A 15,731-nucleotide genomic window follows, 5' to 3' on the forward strand; every position below is an offset into this window, starting at 1 on the left:
AAATAACCACGGCGGTGCCGTCGACATGGAACGACCCGAACGTCTGTCCGTTCTGTGAGATGGCACTGGAGTCGCCGGGGGCCGGGTTCGTCGATCATCTGAAGTCGAATCCCGCCTGTGAAAACGGGTTCGAGCAGTGGCGGGGGAACATCGACAGCGACATCCGGGGCGGCTGGTCGGGGTAGGCCCAGATCGGGGGACCGTTCGACCGTCAGCGTCATACAAGCAGAACCCAGGACCACGCCCCGCGACGGAGGGTAGCAGAGACTTACAACCGGGATGCTATCGAGAGTCCGTGCGATGCGATGAGGAATAGGGTTCCTTCACCAATTTCACGACCGCTCGCTGGTACGACAGCGTTACCCGAGTTTGGGAGGGGGATAACAATACACCGCGAGCGGCCACGTTCGCGTAATGAGGCACCGGGTCTTCGTCGTCGTTCTCTCGGTCGCCGTCGTGTTAGCTCCCATCGTGGTTTCGGGTAACGCTATCGCTCATAACAAGGACGACCTCGACCAGGGCTGTGCCGAAAACGAAGACCCCTCCGACCGGGATAACGGATGCGGCAACGACGAGGACGGCGAAGATGACGAGGAAACCGAGGAAGATGAAGACAGCGAGGACGGCGAAGATGACGAGGAAGATGAAGACAGCGAGGACGGCGAAGATGACGAGGAAACCGAGGAGGAAGATAGTGAGGATGGCGAGGACGACGAGGACGACGATAGAGAAGCTGAAGACCTCCAGTTCGACGGTACTCCGATAACGACTGCGACGCCTTCTCCGACCGCCACACAGACGCCTTCTCCGACCGCCACACAGACGCCTTCTCCGACCGACACGCCGACACCTTCTCCGACCGACACGCCGACACCTTCTCCGACCGCCACACAGACGCCGACATCCACGCCCACTTCAACCTCGTCACCGACCCCAACGCCGTCGCCGACACCGATGCAGACGGACACCTCGACGACAACTACGGGGTCTTCGACACCGAGCGAGACACCAATGGAGACAGATACCTCGACGGCGAGGGCGACGACAGCGACCACGTCCCCGCCAGAGACAGAGACCACGATGTCTTCGACCACGGCGGCGACCACTTCGACGGAGGCCCCCTCGGTAGCTACCGAGGAACCACCGCCGTCGGATCCAGTCACGGCCAAGGACCCCTACAGTGGCTCGTCAGACGGGGATTTCTCGTCGTCGAACGATGTCTCGGCGACGACTGCGACTGACGCACCGACGACAGCGACCGACGTACCGACGACAGCGACCGACGTACCGACGACAGCGACCGGGTCAGCGGACCTGGCGCTCACGGCGGCGTCTCTCGACGAGACGCGGGTCGAGACTGGACATCCCGTGGAAGCGACCGCCCGGCTGCGGAACCTCGGTGACCGGGCGGGGAGGTTCGAAGTTGCGCTCGGGGTCGACGGTCGCGTGGTTGCCTCGGAACCCCTCTCGCTCGACGCGAACCAGTCGGCAGCCGTGGCGTTCGAGCACGCCTTCGACGAGACCGGTCTCTATACCGTCACCGTCGCTTCCGAGCGGGTGGGCAACGTGACGGTCCTGGAATCGACTGGCGGCGAAAGCCGCGTCGAAGTCGTCGAGACGCGGCTCCCGGCCGACTGGGTGAAACGCGGGTACGACGCCACGGTGCTGACGACCGTGGTCAACCCCGGCGACCGGCCGGCGACCGAGACGCTCGCGGTGACCCTCGACGGCGATCAGGTGGCGACCAGGACCGTCGAACTCTCCCCGGACACTCGGCGAACACTCCGAATCGAGTTCCCCGCCCGCCAGGGGACCATCGCCATCGACGGCGTCCGCGCTGGCCAGCTGAACGTGAGCGATACGTGGGGTGCGGAGGAGCCAACCGCACGACCGACCGAGGCGTCGGGCCCGGGGTTCGGCTTTGCCCTCCTCGTGCCCCTCTTCGTGTCGCTCCTCCTCGTGTTCGGCCTGGGCTGGTTCCGCCGTTGGTGACGGACGCGCCGCTCGCCGGCCGTGTTCAGTCGAGCCGCAGGATTTCACGCGCCTCCTCGGGCGTCGCCGGCTCGCGGCCCACGTCACGCGCCATCCGCGCGGCCTTCTCCACGAGATCGGCGTTGCTCTCTGCCATCTCGCCTTCGCTCACGTAGAAGTTGTCCTCCAATCCGACGCGGACGTTGCCGCCCATCGCGAGCGCGGCGGCGACGAGCGGCCACTGGTCCTCGCTGATGCCGATGACCTGCCAGTTCGCGTCGTCGGGCACCTGCCGGACCTGGTGGGCGAGGTTCTCCACGGTCGCCGGAATGCCGCCGAGGACGCCCATGATGAGACTGAAGTTCAGTGGTGGGTCGAGTTCGCCCTTCTGCAGGATCGGGCGGGTGTTGCCGATGTGGCCGGTGTCGAAACACTCGAGTTCGGGTTTGACCCCGTTTTCCTGCATCGTCCGCAGGAACTCCCGGATTTCCTCGAAGGGGTTCTCGAACACCATGTCGAACACGAAGTCGTCGCGGTCGTCCGAGTACTTCGCGTAGTTCATCGACCCCATGTTCAGCGCGGCGATGTCCGGCTGGACGGACTCGATGTAGCTCGTTCGCTCCTCGACGGGTTCGTGGAGCGCCCCCGTCGAGAAATTGATGACGATGTCCGTCCGGTCCCGGACCTCGTCGTAGATCTCCTGGTAGGTCTCGTCCGAGAACGTCGGCGAGCCGTTCTCCGTGCGGGCGTGGATGTGGGCCACTGCAGCGCCGGCCTCCCGTGCTGCGGCGGCCTCCTCCGCGATCTCTGCGGGGGTGTACGGGATCGCCTCGCACTGGTCCCGAGTCGTCAGCGCGCCCGTCAGCGCCGCCGAGATGATCGCTCTGTCCGGATGATTCCCCTTGACTGATTCCTGGTTCTCGTAAGTCATCGTCCTGTGTCGTGGTCTCGCGTCGCGTCGGTCGTGGTCGTTCCGCCGGTCGTCCGCGTTCGCCGCTGTCGTGGGCCGTGGCTCATCGCCCCTTCCACTCCGGCTCTTCGTCCATGAGGAAGGCGTTGATGCCCGCCTCGGTGTCCTCGCTCATCGCGATCAGCGAGATGACTTCCTTGAGGTAGGTCAGTGCCTCCCCGAAGCCCATGTCCCGCTGGGTGTAGTAGGCCTCCTTGCCCATCCCGATCATGACGGGGCTGTTGTTGACGAGGTCGTCGACGAGGTCGTCGAGCGCCTCTTCGAACTCGTCGTCGTACACGTCGGTCGCGATGCCGATCCGTTCGGCCTCGTCCGCATCGACGAACTCGCCAGTGAACAGCAGTTTGAGCCCCGCTTTTTCGCTCACGGCGCGCATGATCGGCGCCATGGCCTGGGCCGGGAACAGACCGATGTCCACCTCGGGGAGGCCGAAGGTCGCGTCCCCGTCGGCGACGACGAACTCACAGGCCGCCGCGAGGCCGAGACCGCCGGCGAGACAGTACCCCTCGACGGCCGCGACGGTCAGCACGCTCGCGTCGACCATCGCCTCGACCAGCACCGCGAGCCCCTGGAACTGCTCGCGGTAGGCCTGCGAGCCCTCGCCGAAGACCCCGGCCATCGATTTCAGGTCGCCGCCCGAGCAGAACGTTCCCTCGGCACCACGGATGACGAACACGCGCGCGTCGCCCTCGTCGGCGTATTCCAGCGCCTCCAGCAGACCGAGGATAACGTTGTCGTTCAGCGAGTTCCGTTCCTCGGGCCGGTCTATCGTCGCCCGCACTTCCAGCCCGTCGTCGCTCACCGTCACGTCGAGGTCCTCGTTGGACAGGTCGGTTCCATCTCCCATGTGACTACGTGACGTGCGAAACCCCGTCACATGAGTATTTCGGACGCGGAGGAACCCGTCGGGAGTTCATTCGAGCCCAGGCCTCCGTCATCGTATCGACCGGGATAGGTGTCAGCGACTCGTTCCATCAGCCTACAACCGACAACGAGTTTGCTGTGTCTTTATGTGTGTTGCCGAGGAACACGGGGGTATGACAGGGGAGCCACTCGACTACGGACAGTACGAGGAGGGACGGCACGTCAACTACTGGGAGCTCGACCCGACCTTCCGGGACGAGGTCGAGCGGCTGTACCCCGACGACGAGTTCGCGTGGGCGGAAGAGAAACTCGCCGATTTCGGTGAGGTGGTCGGACACGAGATCGCCGATAACGCCGACCGCGTCGACAAGGAGGGCCACGAACTGCGGACGTACGACAAGGACGGCAACGTCGTCAACGACGTACAGTATCACCCGCTCCAGCTGGAGAACGACCGTCTCGCCTACGAGCGCGGCATCGTCTCGGACGCCTGGCGGGCGCCGGACGGACGGGACGAACCGCTTGGCCTCCAGCACACGCTGGCGATGCAGAACCTGCTCTGTTACGTCGACGCGGGTTTCGTCTGTCCGGTCTCGATGACGACCGGCGCGGCTATCGTGCTCGACAAGTTCGGTGACAACGAGTACTGCGAGGAGTACCTCGACCACCTCACGACCGACGACCTGGAAGCGTTCGTCGAGGGCGCGATGTTCCTCACCGAGAAACAGGGTGGCTCCGACGTCGGCGCGAACGAGGTCCGCGCCGAACCCACGGACGAGGAAGACGTGTACGAACTCCACGGCGAGAAGTGGTTCTGTTCGAACATCGACGCCGAGGGGACGCTGGCGCTCGCACGCCGGCCGGACGCCCCCGAGGGAACCGACGGCCTCTCGCTTTTCATCGTCCCCCACACCAAGCGGAACGGAGAGTTGAACGACCAGGTCTACCGCCGGCTGAAGGACAAGATGGGGACCATCGCGGTCCCGACCGGCGAAGTCGAGTTCGAGGGCGCGGAGGCGTACCTCGTCGGCGAACCCGAAAAGGGGTTCAAGTACATGACCGCGATGCTGAACTTCGAGCGACTGACGAACGCCGGCGGGTCGCTCGGCATCATGGGCCGTTCGCTCCTCGAATCGAAGATTTACGCCGCGAACCGCGAGGCCTTCGGCGACACCATCGACCAGTACCCGCTCATGCGACGCGACCTCGTGGACATGCAGACCGACTACGACGCCGCCTCGGCGTACGTCTACGAGGCATCGCGCATCTACGACCGCTACGAGCGCTACGAGGCCGACGCCGACGACGAGCGCTCCGACACCGAGGTCCACGACATCGGCGAGGAGCGGGCGTACAAACTGATGCGACTGCTCGTCCCCATCGCCAAGTACAAGCTCGGGCGGCTGGCCGTCGACACCGCCTCCTACGCGATGGAAGTCAAGGGCGGGAACGGTTACGTTCGCGAGTTCGTCACCGAACGGCTGCTCCGTGACGCCCAGGTCACGCCGATCTGGGAGGGGACGTCCAACATCCTCTCGCTGGACGTCCTCCGCGTCCTGGAAAAGGAGGAATCCCACGAGGCACTGTTCCCGTTCGTCCGCGAGCGCCTGGACGCCGTCGAGCACCCCCACCTCGAATCGCTCGCCGAGACCGTCGAATCCGAGTTCGAGTCGCTGCAGGCGGCGATGGTGAGCCTCGCCACCGGCGACCCGGACTACGCCCAGCACGAGGCCAAGGAACTCGCCGACTACATATTCGACGTGGTGACGGCGACGCTCCTGCTCGAACGCGCACAGGACGAGATCGACGACGAGGAGAACGCACGGAAGGCCCTCGTCGCGGAGTGGTTCGTCGAGACGCGCTTCCGGCAGTCCGAGGCCCGCGGCATCACCGACGGCGAGAAACTCCCCGACGAGTACTTCGAGGAGGTCGTCGCCTTCGCGCCCGTCGACCCCGACGCGCTCGTCGATACCGCGCCCGCCGACGACTGACCGTCACCCCCTGCAACTACACCGATATTTATAGGACACGCTCGCAGACGTAGGGGTATGCCCGAACCGACGCCCTCCAGACGTACAGTGTTGAAAACCGGTGCGACACTCGGCGGTCTCGCCGCGGCCGGCGGTCTCTCCGGCTGTCTCGGCATTCTCGGCGACGGGTCCGGTGGAGGCCGAATCGAGGCGGTCCCCGCGGACGCCACGACGGTTTTGTACGCCGACGTGTCCGGCTTTCTGAACGACGAGACCGTCAGAGAGAGCGTCAACGAACAGATCGATACGTTCGCCTCGGCGACCGGCGGGAGCGGCGGCCCGGACTCGATCGAGGACGCGCTCGACGAGATCGAGTCCGAAACCGGCCTCGACCCCCGCGGACTGAACGAACTGATAACGTTCGGGGAGGCCGGAGCGAGCGACTCGTTCGGTGCCGTCGTCTGGACCGACTGGTCGGAAGACGACCTCACGGACGCCGCGGAGGAGGGTGCCGCCGACCTGGATGAAGGTTCCTACGAAGGAACGACGATCTACGAGGGCGACGATGGCGACCTGATCGGCGTTCTGGAGGACGGCACGTACGCCATCGGCAGCGAGGACATCGTCGAGGCGACCGTCGACGTTCACAACGGCGACGCCGACCCCGTCGGCGGCGAGGTCCGGTCCGCCTACGAGAACGCGCGGGACGGCTATCTCCGCTTCGCGTTCACGGTGAGCGACGAGCTGGTTCCGGCGGAGTCCAGCGGCCAGTTCGACATCTCGGTCTTCGAGAACGTCGAGTCCGGGTACGGCTCCATCGCAGCGGGCGACACCGCGTTCCAGGTCACGCTGACGACCGACGACGCGGACGGCGCCGAGAACGTCGCCGACGTGATCGAGGGCGGGCTGACCACCCTCGAGAACCAGATCGAGAGCGAGTCGTCATTCGGCCCGAGCGGCGAGGAGATAGTCGACAGACTCCTCGAAGCCGTCGAGAGCACGGAGGTCTCCCAGGACGGCGCCGAGGTGACCGTGTCGACGGCCGGCGACGTCGGGACCGTGGTCGCCATCGTCGCGGCAGTCGTCGGCTCGTTCGTCCTCGGACTCGGGGGGTCCACGGAGCGGCCGACGCCGGTGGCCTCGTTTTCCTTCGAGTACGACTCGTCCGCCGAGACCGTGACGATAACACACGACGGCGGGGACACCATCGCGGCCGCGAACCTCTACGTCCGGGGCACCGGGTTCACGAGCGCCAGCGGCGCGGACATGACCGGGCCCGGGCGGTGGCGCGGCTCCACGAGTTCGCGCACCGACGGGGAACCCGCCGTCGCCGCCGGCGACCGGGTCACCGTCGGCTTCCGCAGCGACGGCGAAATCAGACTCGTCTGGCAGGACGGGGACTCCGCGGCCACACTCGCCGCGTACGAAGGGCCGGACGCCTGAAACCGGACGCCTACTCCTCGGACGCCGACTCGGTATCGTCCGCTACCGGGACGACCGTCACGCTCGCGACGCGGTCGTTCTCCTCGACCTCCATGATCGTGACGCCCATCGTGTTCCGCCCGACCGTGGAGATATCGCCAGCGCGAATCCGCATGATCTGACCGCCCTCGCTCATGACCATCAGGTGGTCGTCGTCTCTCACACCCTTTACCGAGGTCACCGGCCCGTTGCGGCCCTCGGTCTTGATGTCGATGAGCCCCTTGCCGTAGCGGCTCTGTCGACTGTACTCCTCGAGTTTCGTCCGTTTGCCGTAGCCGTTCTTCGTGACGGTCAGCAGCGAGCGGTCGTCGTCGTCCGTCGCGACCATCCCCGCCACGGCGTCGCCGTCCTGGAGTTTGATCGCGCCGACGCCGCGGGCGTTGCGCCCCATCTGACGGACCTCGGATTCGGCGAACCGGATCGTCATGCCGTTCCGGGTCGCGATCACCAGATCACGGGTCCCGTCGGTCACTTCCACGTCGACGAGTTCGTCGCCGTCCTCCAGGCTCGCCGCGATGATGCCCGTCGAGAGGATGTTCTCGAACTCCTCACAGCAGGTCCGCTTGACGTAGCCATCGCGGGTGACCATCGTGATGCACTCGTCGGCGCCGAAGTCGTCCGTGTTGACGACCGCGGTGATCTCCTCGCCGTCGTCGATCCCCTCGATGACGTTCCGGATGTGGTTGCCACGCGCCGTCCGTGACATCTCCGGCACCTGGTAGGTCTTGAGTCGGTAGACCTTCCCGCGGTTGGTGAAACAGAGGAGGTAGTCGTGGGAGTTCGCGCGGAACACCTTGGCGACCCTGTCGCCCTCCTTCGGGTCGGCGCCGATGATGCCCTTGCCGCCCCGGCCCTGGGGCTCGAAGTCCGCGACCGGCATCCGTTTGATGTAGTCCTCGTCGGTGATGACGACCACGCAGTCCTGCTCCGGGATGAGGTCCTCGTGGGTGACCTCGCCGGAATCCGCGACGAAGTTCGTCCGCCGCTCGTCGGCGTACTCGTCTTTGATCTCCCGGAGTTCGTCCTTGATGACGTCGAGCAGTTCCTCCTCGTCGCCGAGGATCTCTTCGAGGCGGTCGATGCGTTCCTGGACCTCCTCGTACTCGGTCTCGATCTCGCCGACCTCCGCCGAGGTGAGGCTCCCGATCTGAATCCGGACGATGTGGTCCGCCTGCTCCTCCGAGAACTCGTACTCGGCTTTGAGGGCTTCCTTGGCTGCGTCGCGGTCCTCGGCGTCGCGGACGATCTCGATCACGTCCTCGGCGTTCTGGACGGCCGTCAGCCGACCGTCGAGGATGTGCGCGCGGTCCTCGGCCTCGTCCAGCTCGAACTGGCTCCGCCGGCGGACGACCTCTTTCCGATGGCTGACGTACTCCGCCAGGGTCTCCTTGAGGTTGAGCACCTTCGGCTGGCCGTCGACCAGCGCGAGGTTGATGACGCCGAAGGTGGACTCGAGGTGGTGTTCGAGCAGCTGGTTCTCGACCACGTCGACGTTCGCGCCGCGTTTGAGTTCGACCACGATACGCACGCCGTCGCGGTCGGACTCGTCGCGCAGGTCGCTGATCCCCTCGATTTTGCCCTCGTTCACGTCCTCGGCGATCCGCTCGACGATGCGGGCCTTGTTCTCCTGGTAGGGGAGTTCGCTGACGACGATCCTGCCTTCCTCCCGGTCGATTTCGTACTCCGCGCGGACCGTCACGCGACCGCGTCCCGTCTTGTAGGCCTTGTGGACGTCGTTGTGGCCGACGATGTTCGCGCCCGTCGGGAAGTCCGGCCCCTTGATCGGACCTGGGTTCGACTCGAGGTGGATGAGGTCCTCGACCTCGCAGTCGGGGTTGTCGATGAGGTGGACCGTCGCGTCAATGACTTCGCCGAGATTGTGGGGCGGAATCTTCGTCGACATCCCCACCGCGATGCCGGTCGAGCCGTTGACCAGCAGATTGGGGTAGGCCGCCGGCAGGACGTCCGGCTCGGTCAGCCGGTCGTCGTAGTTCGAGGTGAAATCGACGGTGTCCTTCCCGATGTCCTCGAGCAGTTCCTCGGCGATGGGGGCCATCCGGGCCTCCGTGTACCGCATCGCCGCAGCAGGGTCGCCGTCCATCGACCCGAAGTTCCCCTGGCCGTCGACGAGGGGATACCGCATCGTGAACGTCTGGGCCATGTTCACGAGCGTGTCGTAGATGGCCTGGTCGCCGTGTGGGTGGTAGTCACCCATCGTCTCCCCGACCACGGACGAGGACTTGCGGTGACTGCTGCCCGAACTGACTCCCATCTCGTGGAGGGCATAGAGGATGCGCCGGTGGACGGGCTTGAGACCGTCCCGGACGTCCGGCAGGGCACGGCCCGCGATGACGCTCATCGCGTAGTCGATGTAGCTCTGCTCCATCTCGTCTTCGACCCGGACGCGCTCGACGTTCGCGGCCGGCGCCGCGGGCTGCTCGTCCGGAGCGTCTGGTAAGTCCGAACTCATACTATATGTCCACCCACTCGGCTTCCGGCGAGTGTTCCTTGATGAACTGTTTGCGCGGCCCGACGGCGTCGCCCATCAGCACCGAGAACATCTTGTCCGCCGCCGCCGCGTCGTCGATCGTGATCTGTTTGAGATACCGGTTCTCCGGGTTCATCGTCGTGTCCCACAACTGCTCGGGATTCATCTCGCCCAGTCCCTTGAATCGCTGGACCTGCGTGGGGTTGCCGTCACATTTCTCCTCGACGATCCGGTCACGTTCCTGTTCGGTCATCGCGTCGTAGGTCTCGCCGCGATACCGGACCCGATACAGGGGCGGCTGCGCGGCGTAGACGTACCCCGCCTCGATGAGCGGCTTCATGTGGCGGTAGAACAGCGTGAGAAGCAGCGTCCGGATGTGAGCCCCGTCCACGTCCGCGTCGGTCATCATGATGATCCGCCGGTAGCGGGCGTCCTCGATGTCGAACTCGTCGCCGATGCCCGTCCCGATGGCCGTGATCATGTTCCTGATCTCGTCGTTCTCCAGAATCCGGTCCAGGCGGTGTTTCTCGACGTTCAGGATCTTCCCGCCCAGCGGCAGGATGGCCTGGAACTCCGGATTTCGGCCCTGCTTTGCGCTCCCGCCCGCGGAGTCGCCCTCGACGATGAACAGCTCCGATTCCGTCGGGTCCTTGGTCTGGCAGTCGGCCAGTTTGCCCGGCAGTGCCGTGTTCTCCAGGGCGTTCTTCCGTCGGGTCAGCTCCTCGGCCTTCTTCGCGGCCTTGCGGGCCTTCGCGGCTTCGACGGCCTTCGAGATGATCGCCTGGGCCGTGTCGGGGTGTTCCTCGAAGTAGGTGTCGAGCCGTTCGTGAATCGCGCTCTCGACGATGCCCCGGACCTCGCTGTTGCCGAGTTTCGTCTTCGTCTGCCCCTCGAACTGCGGGTCGGGGTGTTTGATCGATATGACGGCCGTCAGCCCCTCGCGAATGTCCTCGCCCTTGAGGTTCTCGTCGAGGTCGGCGAGCATGTCGTGGTCGCTCGCGTAGTCGTTGATAACCCGCGTGAGCGAGGTCTTGAACCCTGTGAGGTGGGACCCACCCTCGCGTGTGTTGATGTTGTTCGCGAAGGCGTGGATCGACCCCTGGAGTTCGTTCGTCGCCTGAATAGCGACCTCCAACTGGACGACGCCGTCCTCTATGTCCGCCTCGTCTTCTCGCGGGCCCTGCCCGCTCGAATGGTCCGCGGAACTCAGTTCCGCGCTATCCTCGAAGTAGATGACGTCCTCGTGGAGCGGGTCTTTCGTCTCGTTCAGGAACTCGACGAACTCCTTGATACCGCCCTCGTACTCGAAGGCAACCCCGGAGTCGTCGCGCTCGTCACGGAGCGTGATCTCGACGCCGGAGTTGAGAAATGCGAGTTCACGGAGCCGCGACTGGAGCGTCGAGAACTCGAAGTCGGTCGTCTCGAAGACCTCGTCGTCGGGCCAGAACCTGATCGTCGTACCCGTCTCCTCGTCGGGGTCGATGTCGCGGACCCGTTCGAGTTCGTACTCGGGTTCGCCGTGGTCGAACCGCTGTTTCCAGACCGCGCCGTCGCGCTTGACCTCGGCTTCGAGCCACTTCGAGAGGCCGTTGACCACGGAGACGCCGACGCCGTGGAGCCCACCGGAGACCTGGTAGGACTTGTTGTCGAACTTCCCGCCGGCGTGCAGGACGGTCATGATGACCTCCAGGGCGGGCCTGTCGTGTTCCTCGTGGGTGTCGACCGGAATCCCGCGGCCGTCGTCGCTGACCGACACCGAGTGGTCCTCGTGAATCGTCACCTCGATACTGTCACAGTGCCCTGCGAGAGCTTCGTCGATGGCGTTGTCGACGACCTCGTAGACGAGATGGTGGAGTCCACGAGTGTCCGTCGAGCCGATGTACATCGCAGGCCGTTTCCGGACGGCCTCCAACCCTTCCAGGACTTGAATCTGCCTGGCGCCGTAATCGGACTCCTGAGACATGAAATTCTACTCGATGGTAAGATACGGGTACTGATAAAACCCCCGCACGCTCGCGCGCGCGTACGGCTCTTGTGGCCGCTCTCCGGGGCAATGCGTCCGCTCTCGTCCGCTGAACCCTCGACTCACGCCGTGGAGCATCACAGGTGTCCGCTCCACTTTCACTCCGCTGGCGTGCAACTAATAAACCCTCCGGGGGTAGAAAGGCACAGAGAATGACCTCCTTTCAGTCGACGCTCGGCGAGGGCGAGGGGATCGCCGAGGAGTTGGCAGCCGATCAGCGCTCCATCTCCATCGCCGAGTTCTTCGAGAAGAACCGTCAGATGCTCGGGTTCGATTCGGGTGCCCGGGCCCTCGTCACCGCCGTCAAGGAGGCCGTCGACAACGCGCTCGACGCCGCCGAGGAGGCCGGCATCCTCCCCGATATCTACGTCGAGATCGAGGAAGGCGACGACTACTACCGCCTCGTCGTCGAGGACAACGGCCCCGGAATCACCCGCGAACAGATTCCCAAGATCTTCGGGAAACTCCTCTATGGCTCCCGATTTCACAAGCGCGAGCAGAACCGCGGCCAGCAGGGTATCGGCATCTCCGCGGCCGTCCTCTACTCCCAGTTGACGAGCGGGAAACCCCCGAAGATCACCAGCCGCACGCACGGCAGCGACGAGGCCCAGTACTTCGAACTGATCATCGACACCGACACGAACGAACCGGAAATCGACGCGGAGTCGACGACGTCCTGGGACCGACCGCACGGCACTCGCATCGAACTGGAGATGGAGGGGAACATGCGCGCCCGCCAGCAGCTCCACGACTACATCAAACACACGGCGGTCGTCAACCCGCACGCCCGTATCGAACTCCGGGAGCCGGACGCCCACTTCAAGTACGAGCGCGCGACCGATCAGTTGCCCGCGGAAACCGAGGAGATCAGGCCCCACCCCCACGGCGTCGAACTCGGGACGCTCCAGAAGATGCTGGAGGCGACCGACTCCTACTCCGTCTCCGGGTTCCTGCAAAACGAGTTCACTCGCGTCGGCGGGAAGACAGCCGGCAGCGTCATCGACAACTTCCGGGACCGTCACTTCGGCCGGGAGATGACGTGGCGACCGCCGGAACCGCACTCCGAGGCCGACATCGAGTCGGCCGTCACGGAAGCCGTCTCGAACAAGGGTGCCGAGGCGACAGCCGACTTCGCCGGACAGGTCGCCGACGAACTCGGCAGTCGCGACCGCATCGCCCACCACCACGTCGTCGCCGTCGTGGACGAGATCGCCGAGGACATCGAGGAGACACACGACAAGTCCTTCGGTGACACGGTGCGGGAGAACGCCGTCGCGGCCGCCTGGGAGGCCATCACCGCCGAACGGACGGCGGACATCTACACCCTCGTCGACGAGGCGACGACGAAACGGAAGGAGGACGCCCACGTTCAGGGGCTGGCCGAGCGCATCGCGGCGAAGTTCGAGAACCGTGACGACGACCCCCGCGACCGGGTGCCTTACGGCACGCTCGCGGGCTACGTCGAGAAATCCGCCGAGGATACCGAGGACTACGACGACGCGACCTTCGGCGAGACGGCACGCGAGAACGTCACGGACGCCATCTGGGACCTGATGGAGACGGTCCCCGACGACCCGCCGAAGGTGAGCGACATCGAGACCGACCGCGACGCCGCCAGCGAACTACTGGAGGCGATGCGCGCGACGGACATCATCGCTCCGCCGACGGACTGTCTCTCGCCCATCACGGACGAACTCGTGCTCGCGGGGCTGGAAAAGGAGTTCGACGCGGACTTCTACTCCTCGACGACCCGGGACGCCTCCGTCCACGGCGGTGACCCGTTCATCGTCGAGGCGGGCATCGCCTACGGCGGCGACCTCCCCGAGGGCGACAAGGCGCAGGTGATGCGCTTCGCCAACCGCGTCCCGCTGGTCTACCAGCGCGGCGCCTGTGCCATCACGGACGTCATCAAGCGCATCAACTGGCGCAACTACAAGCTCGACCAGCCAGGCGGGACCGGCATCCCTAACGGGCCGGTCGTCATCATGGTCCACGTCGCCTCGACGAACGTGCCGTTCACGAGCGAGTCGAAAGACGCCGTCGCGAACATCCCGGAGATCGAAGACGAGATCGAACGGGCCATCCGGGAGTCGGCACGCGACCTCAAGTCCTTCCTCAAGAAGCGCCGGTCGATGGAGAAACGCCGGCACAAACAGGACAAGCTGGCGACGATCCTGCCGGCGATGGCCGAGAAACTGGCGGACGTGACCGGCGAAGGCGAGTTGCACATCGACGACTCGCTGGCCCGGATCATGAACAACGTCCTCGTCGAGCGGGAACGGGGCGACGACGCGGTCCGACTCGTCGTCGAGAACAACGCCTCGACGAACGCCGACCTCGAAATCACCGACATCGTCTCGGCCGACCCCGGCGACGTGGACGGTGCGAACGTCGTCGAGATGGACGGCGAGTACTTCGTGAAGTGGCAACCGACGGTCTCGGCCGGTGACCGGGCCGCCCTGGAGTACGAGCTGAACGGTGACGCCGAGTTCGAGGTCTCGGTCGAGGGCATCGAAGACGAGAAACTGACCATCGACGCCTAACTATGAGTACTGACACAGACACGGACGGCGACGCGCGCGAACGGCTGATCGACCTCGCCGCGGAGTTCTACGACCAGTTCGAGTCGGGCGAGGTTCCGACGATGTCCATCCCGACCCGGACGAAGAGTAACATCGAGTACGACGAGGAAAAGGGCGTCTGGGTGTACGGCGACCGGCAGAGCACCCGGTCGGCCAAGTCCGTTAGCGGCGCCCAGAAGCTCCTGAAGGCCATCTACGTCATCGACTTCCTCGCCCAGCAACTGGAGGAGGACCGCTCTTCGACCCTGCGGGAACTGTACTACCTCAGCGAGTCGTTCGACCACGAGGAGGCGCAGTTCAACGGGCAGGACGAGTCGAACCAGCTCATCGAGGACCTGGAGATCGTCTCCGACGTGCGCCGCGAGGAGTTCCACATGCGCCCCGAGGAGTCCGGCGCGACCGTCATGGGCCCGCTGCTCATCCGCGAGCAGACACGCCGCGGCGAGCGCGAGATCCACTGCCAGGAGGACGTGGGCGAGGGCGGCTACCAGATTCCGAACGACCCCGACACCATCGAGTTCCTGGAAAACGACGCGAAGTTCGTCCTCTGTGTGGAGACCGGCGGGATGCGCGACCGGCTCGTCGAGAACGGCTTCGACGAGGAGTACGACGCCCTGATCGTCCACCTCAAGGGCCAGCCCGCGCGGGCGACCCGCCGGCTGATCAAGCGGCTGCACGACGAACTCGACCTGCCGGTGACGGTGTTCGCCGACGGCGACCCGTGGTCCTACCGCATCTACGGCTCGGTCGCCTACGGCTCGATCAAGTCCGCACACCTCTCGGAGTACCTCGCGACACCCGAAGCGCGGTACATCGGCATTCAGCCCGCCGACATCGTGGAGTACGACCTCCCGACCGATCCGCTCTCGGATTCGGACGTGAACGCCCTGGAATCGGAACTGGAGGACCCGCGGTTCCAGACCGACTACTGGCGCGAGCAGATCGAGCTCCAGCTCGACATCGGAAAGAAGGCCGAACAGCAGAGCCTGGCCTCCCGCGGCCTCGACTTCGTGACCGACACCTACCTCCCGGAGCGACTCACCGAGATGGGCGTTATCTGAGTCGGGTCGGCCCCCGACTCGCCCGGTACGCGTTTCAGCGAGGGGGTTCTACTCACTCTATGCGCTGGGAGTGCCGGGAGTGTGGCCGCGTCCACGATCACGACCCTGGCGTCTGTGTCTGTGGCTCCGCCGACCAGCGCCAGCGGACGCCACCCGACGACCGCGGGACCGTCGAGCAGGCCCGGCGGATGTTGCTGGACCCCTCCGAGCGCCAGCTCGTGTCGGACGGGCCGCTCGTCTCGCTCGCCTTTCGTGTCGTGGTCGTCCTGACACTGCTCGTGCTGGTGGTCGTCGCGCTGTCGGTCCTGCTGTGAGCGACG

The 15,731-nt window shown here is 65.3% G+C and carries 11 protein-coding genes; 7 read left to right on the forward strand and 4 right to left on the reverse strand.

Going from position 1 to position 15,731, the window contains the following annotated elements; translation table 11 throughout:
* The first annotated feature begins 14 nt into the window (after positions 1 to 14).
* Together MUG96_RS09920 and MUG96_RS09925 are read left to right on the forward strand one after the other, a co-directional pair.
* Complete coding sequence (locus MUG96_RS09920; RefSeq protein ID WP_246982131.1) at positions 15 to 185, forward strand: DUF7501 family protein; 171 nt, start codon at positions 15 to 17, stop codon at positions 183 to 185.
* Positions 186 to 414: 229 nt separating this feature from the next.
* Positions 415 to 1,992, forward strand: coding sequence for a DUF7407 domain-containing protein (locus MUG96_RS09925; protein ID WP_246982133.1), 1,578 nt, complete (start codon positions 415 to 417; stop codon positions 1,990 to 1,992).
* Positions 1,993 to 2,017: 25 nt separating this feature from the next.
* On the opposite strand, the gene MUG96_RS09930 is transcribed toward MUG96_RS09925, so the two are convergent.
* On the reverse strand, positions 2,018 to 2,902 hold the full coding sequence (locus tag MUG96_RS09930) for a beta-keto acid cleavage family enzyme (protein WP_246982135.1): 885 nt from the start codon (positions 2,900 to 2,902) through the stop codon (positions 2,018 to 2,020).
* An 82-nt stretch (positions 2,903 to 2,984) separates the two neighbouring features.
* The gene (locus tag MUG96_RS09935) at positions 2,985 to 3,788 is read right to left on the reverse strand and encodes an enoyl-CoA hydratase/isomerase family protein (RefSeq protein ID WP_246982137.1); all 804 of its coding nucleotides are present in this window, start codon (positions 3,786 to 3,788) and stop codon (positions 2,985 to 2,987) included.
* A gap of 190 nt (positions 3,789 to 3,978) precedes the next feature.
* Here MUG96_RS09935 and MUG96_RS09940 point away from each other — a divergent pair, with 190 nt between their 5' ends.
* Positions 3,979 to 5,796: an acyl-CoA dehydrogenase family protein gene (locus tag MUG96_RS09940; RefSeq protein WP_246982139.1), complete on the forward strand. Its 1,818-nt coding sequence runs from the start codon at positions 3,979 to 3,981 to the stop codon at positions 5,794 to 5,796.
* Between the two features lie 57 nt (positions 5,797 to 5,853).
* Positions 5,854 to 7,218, forward strand: coding sequence for a type IV pilin domain-containing protein (locus MUG96_RS09945; protein WP_246982140.1), 1,365 nt, complete (start codon positions 5,854 to 5,856; stop codon positions 7,216 to 7,218).
* Between the two features lie 10 nt (positions 7,219 to 7,228).
* On the opposite strand, the gene gyrA is transcribed toward MUG96_RS09945, so the two are convergent.
* Together gyrA and gyrB are read right to left on the reverse strand one after the other, a co-directional pair.
* Complete coding sequence (gene gyrA / locus MUG96_RS09950) at positions 7,229 to 9,727, reverse strand: DNA gyrase subunit A (RefSeq protein WP_246982142.1); 2,499 nt, start codon at positions 9,725 to 9,727, stop codon at positions 7,229 to 7,231.
* A 1-nt stretch (position 9,728) separates the two neighbouring features.
* Positions 9,729 to 11,708, reverse strand: coding sequence for a DNA topoisomerase (ATP-hydrolyzing) subunit B (gene gyrB / locus MUG96_RS09955; protein WP_246982144.1), 1,980 nt, complete (start codon positions 11,706 to 11,708; stop codon positions 9,729 to 9,731).
* Positions 11,709 to 11,920: 212 nt separating this feature from the next.
* Here gyrB and MUG96_RS09960 point away from each other — a divergent pair, with 212 nt between their 5' ends.
* Genes MUG96_RS09960 through MUG96_RS09970 form a run of 3 tightly spaced genes read left to right on the forward strand, consistent with a single transcriptional unit; the run spans position 11,921 to position 15,725 of the window.
* Positions 11,921 to 14,311 (forward strand): DNA topoisomerase VI subunit B, encoded by a 2,391-nt coding sequence (locus MUG96_RS09960; protein WP_246982146.1) that lies wholly within the window; start codon positions 11,921 to 11,923, stop codon positions 14,309 to 14,311.
* A 2-nt stretch (positions 14,312 to 14,313) separates the two neighbouring features.
* Positions 14,314 to 15,411 carry a DNA topoisomerase IV subunit A gene (locus MUG96_RS09965; protein ID WP_246982148.1) on the forward strand — a complete coding sequence of 366 codons (1,098 nt, stop codon included), beginning with the start codon at positions 14,314 to 14,316 and terminating at the stop codon, positions 15,409 to 15,411.
* A gap of 59 nt (positions 15,412 to 15,470) precedes the next feature.
* Positions 15,471 to 15,725, forward strand: a complete 255-nt coding sequence (locus MUG96_RS09970; RefSeq protein ID WP_246982150.1) for a hypothetical protein — start codon at positions 15,471 to 15,473, stop codon at positions 15,723 to 15,725.
* Positions 15,726 to 15,731: the final 6 nt, after the last annotated feature.

Origin of the sequence: Halorientalis marina (genome assembly GCF_023028345.1) — an archaeon.
Taxonomy (GTDB): domain Archaea; phylum Halobacteriota; class Halobacteria; order Halobacteriales; family Haloarculaceae; genus Halorientalis; species Halorientalis marina.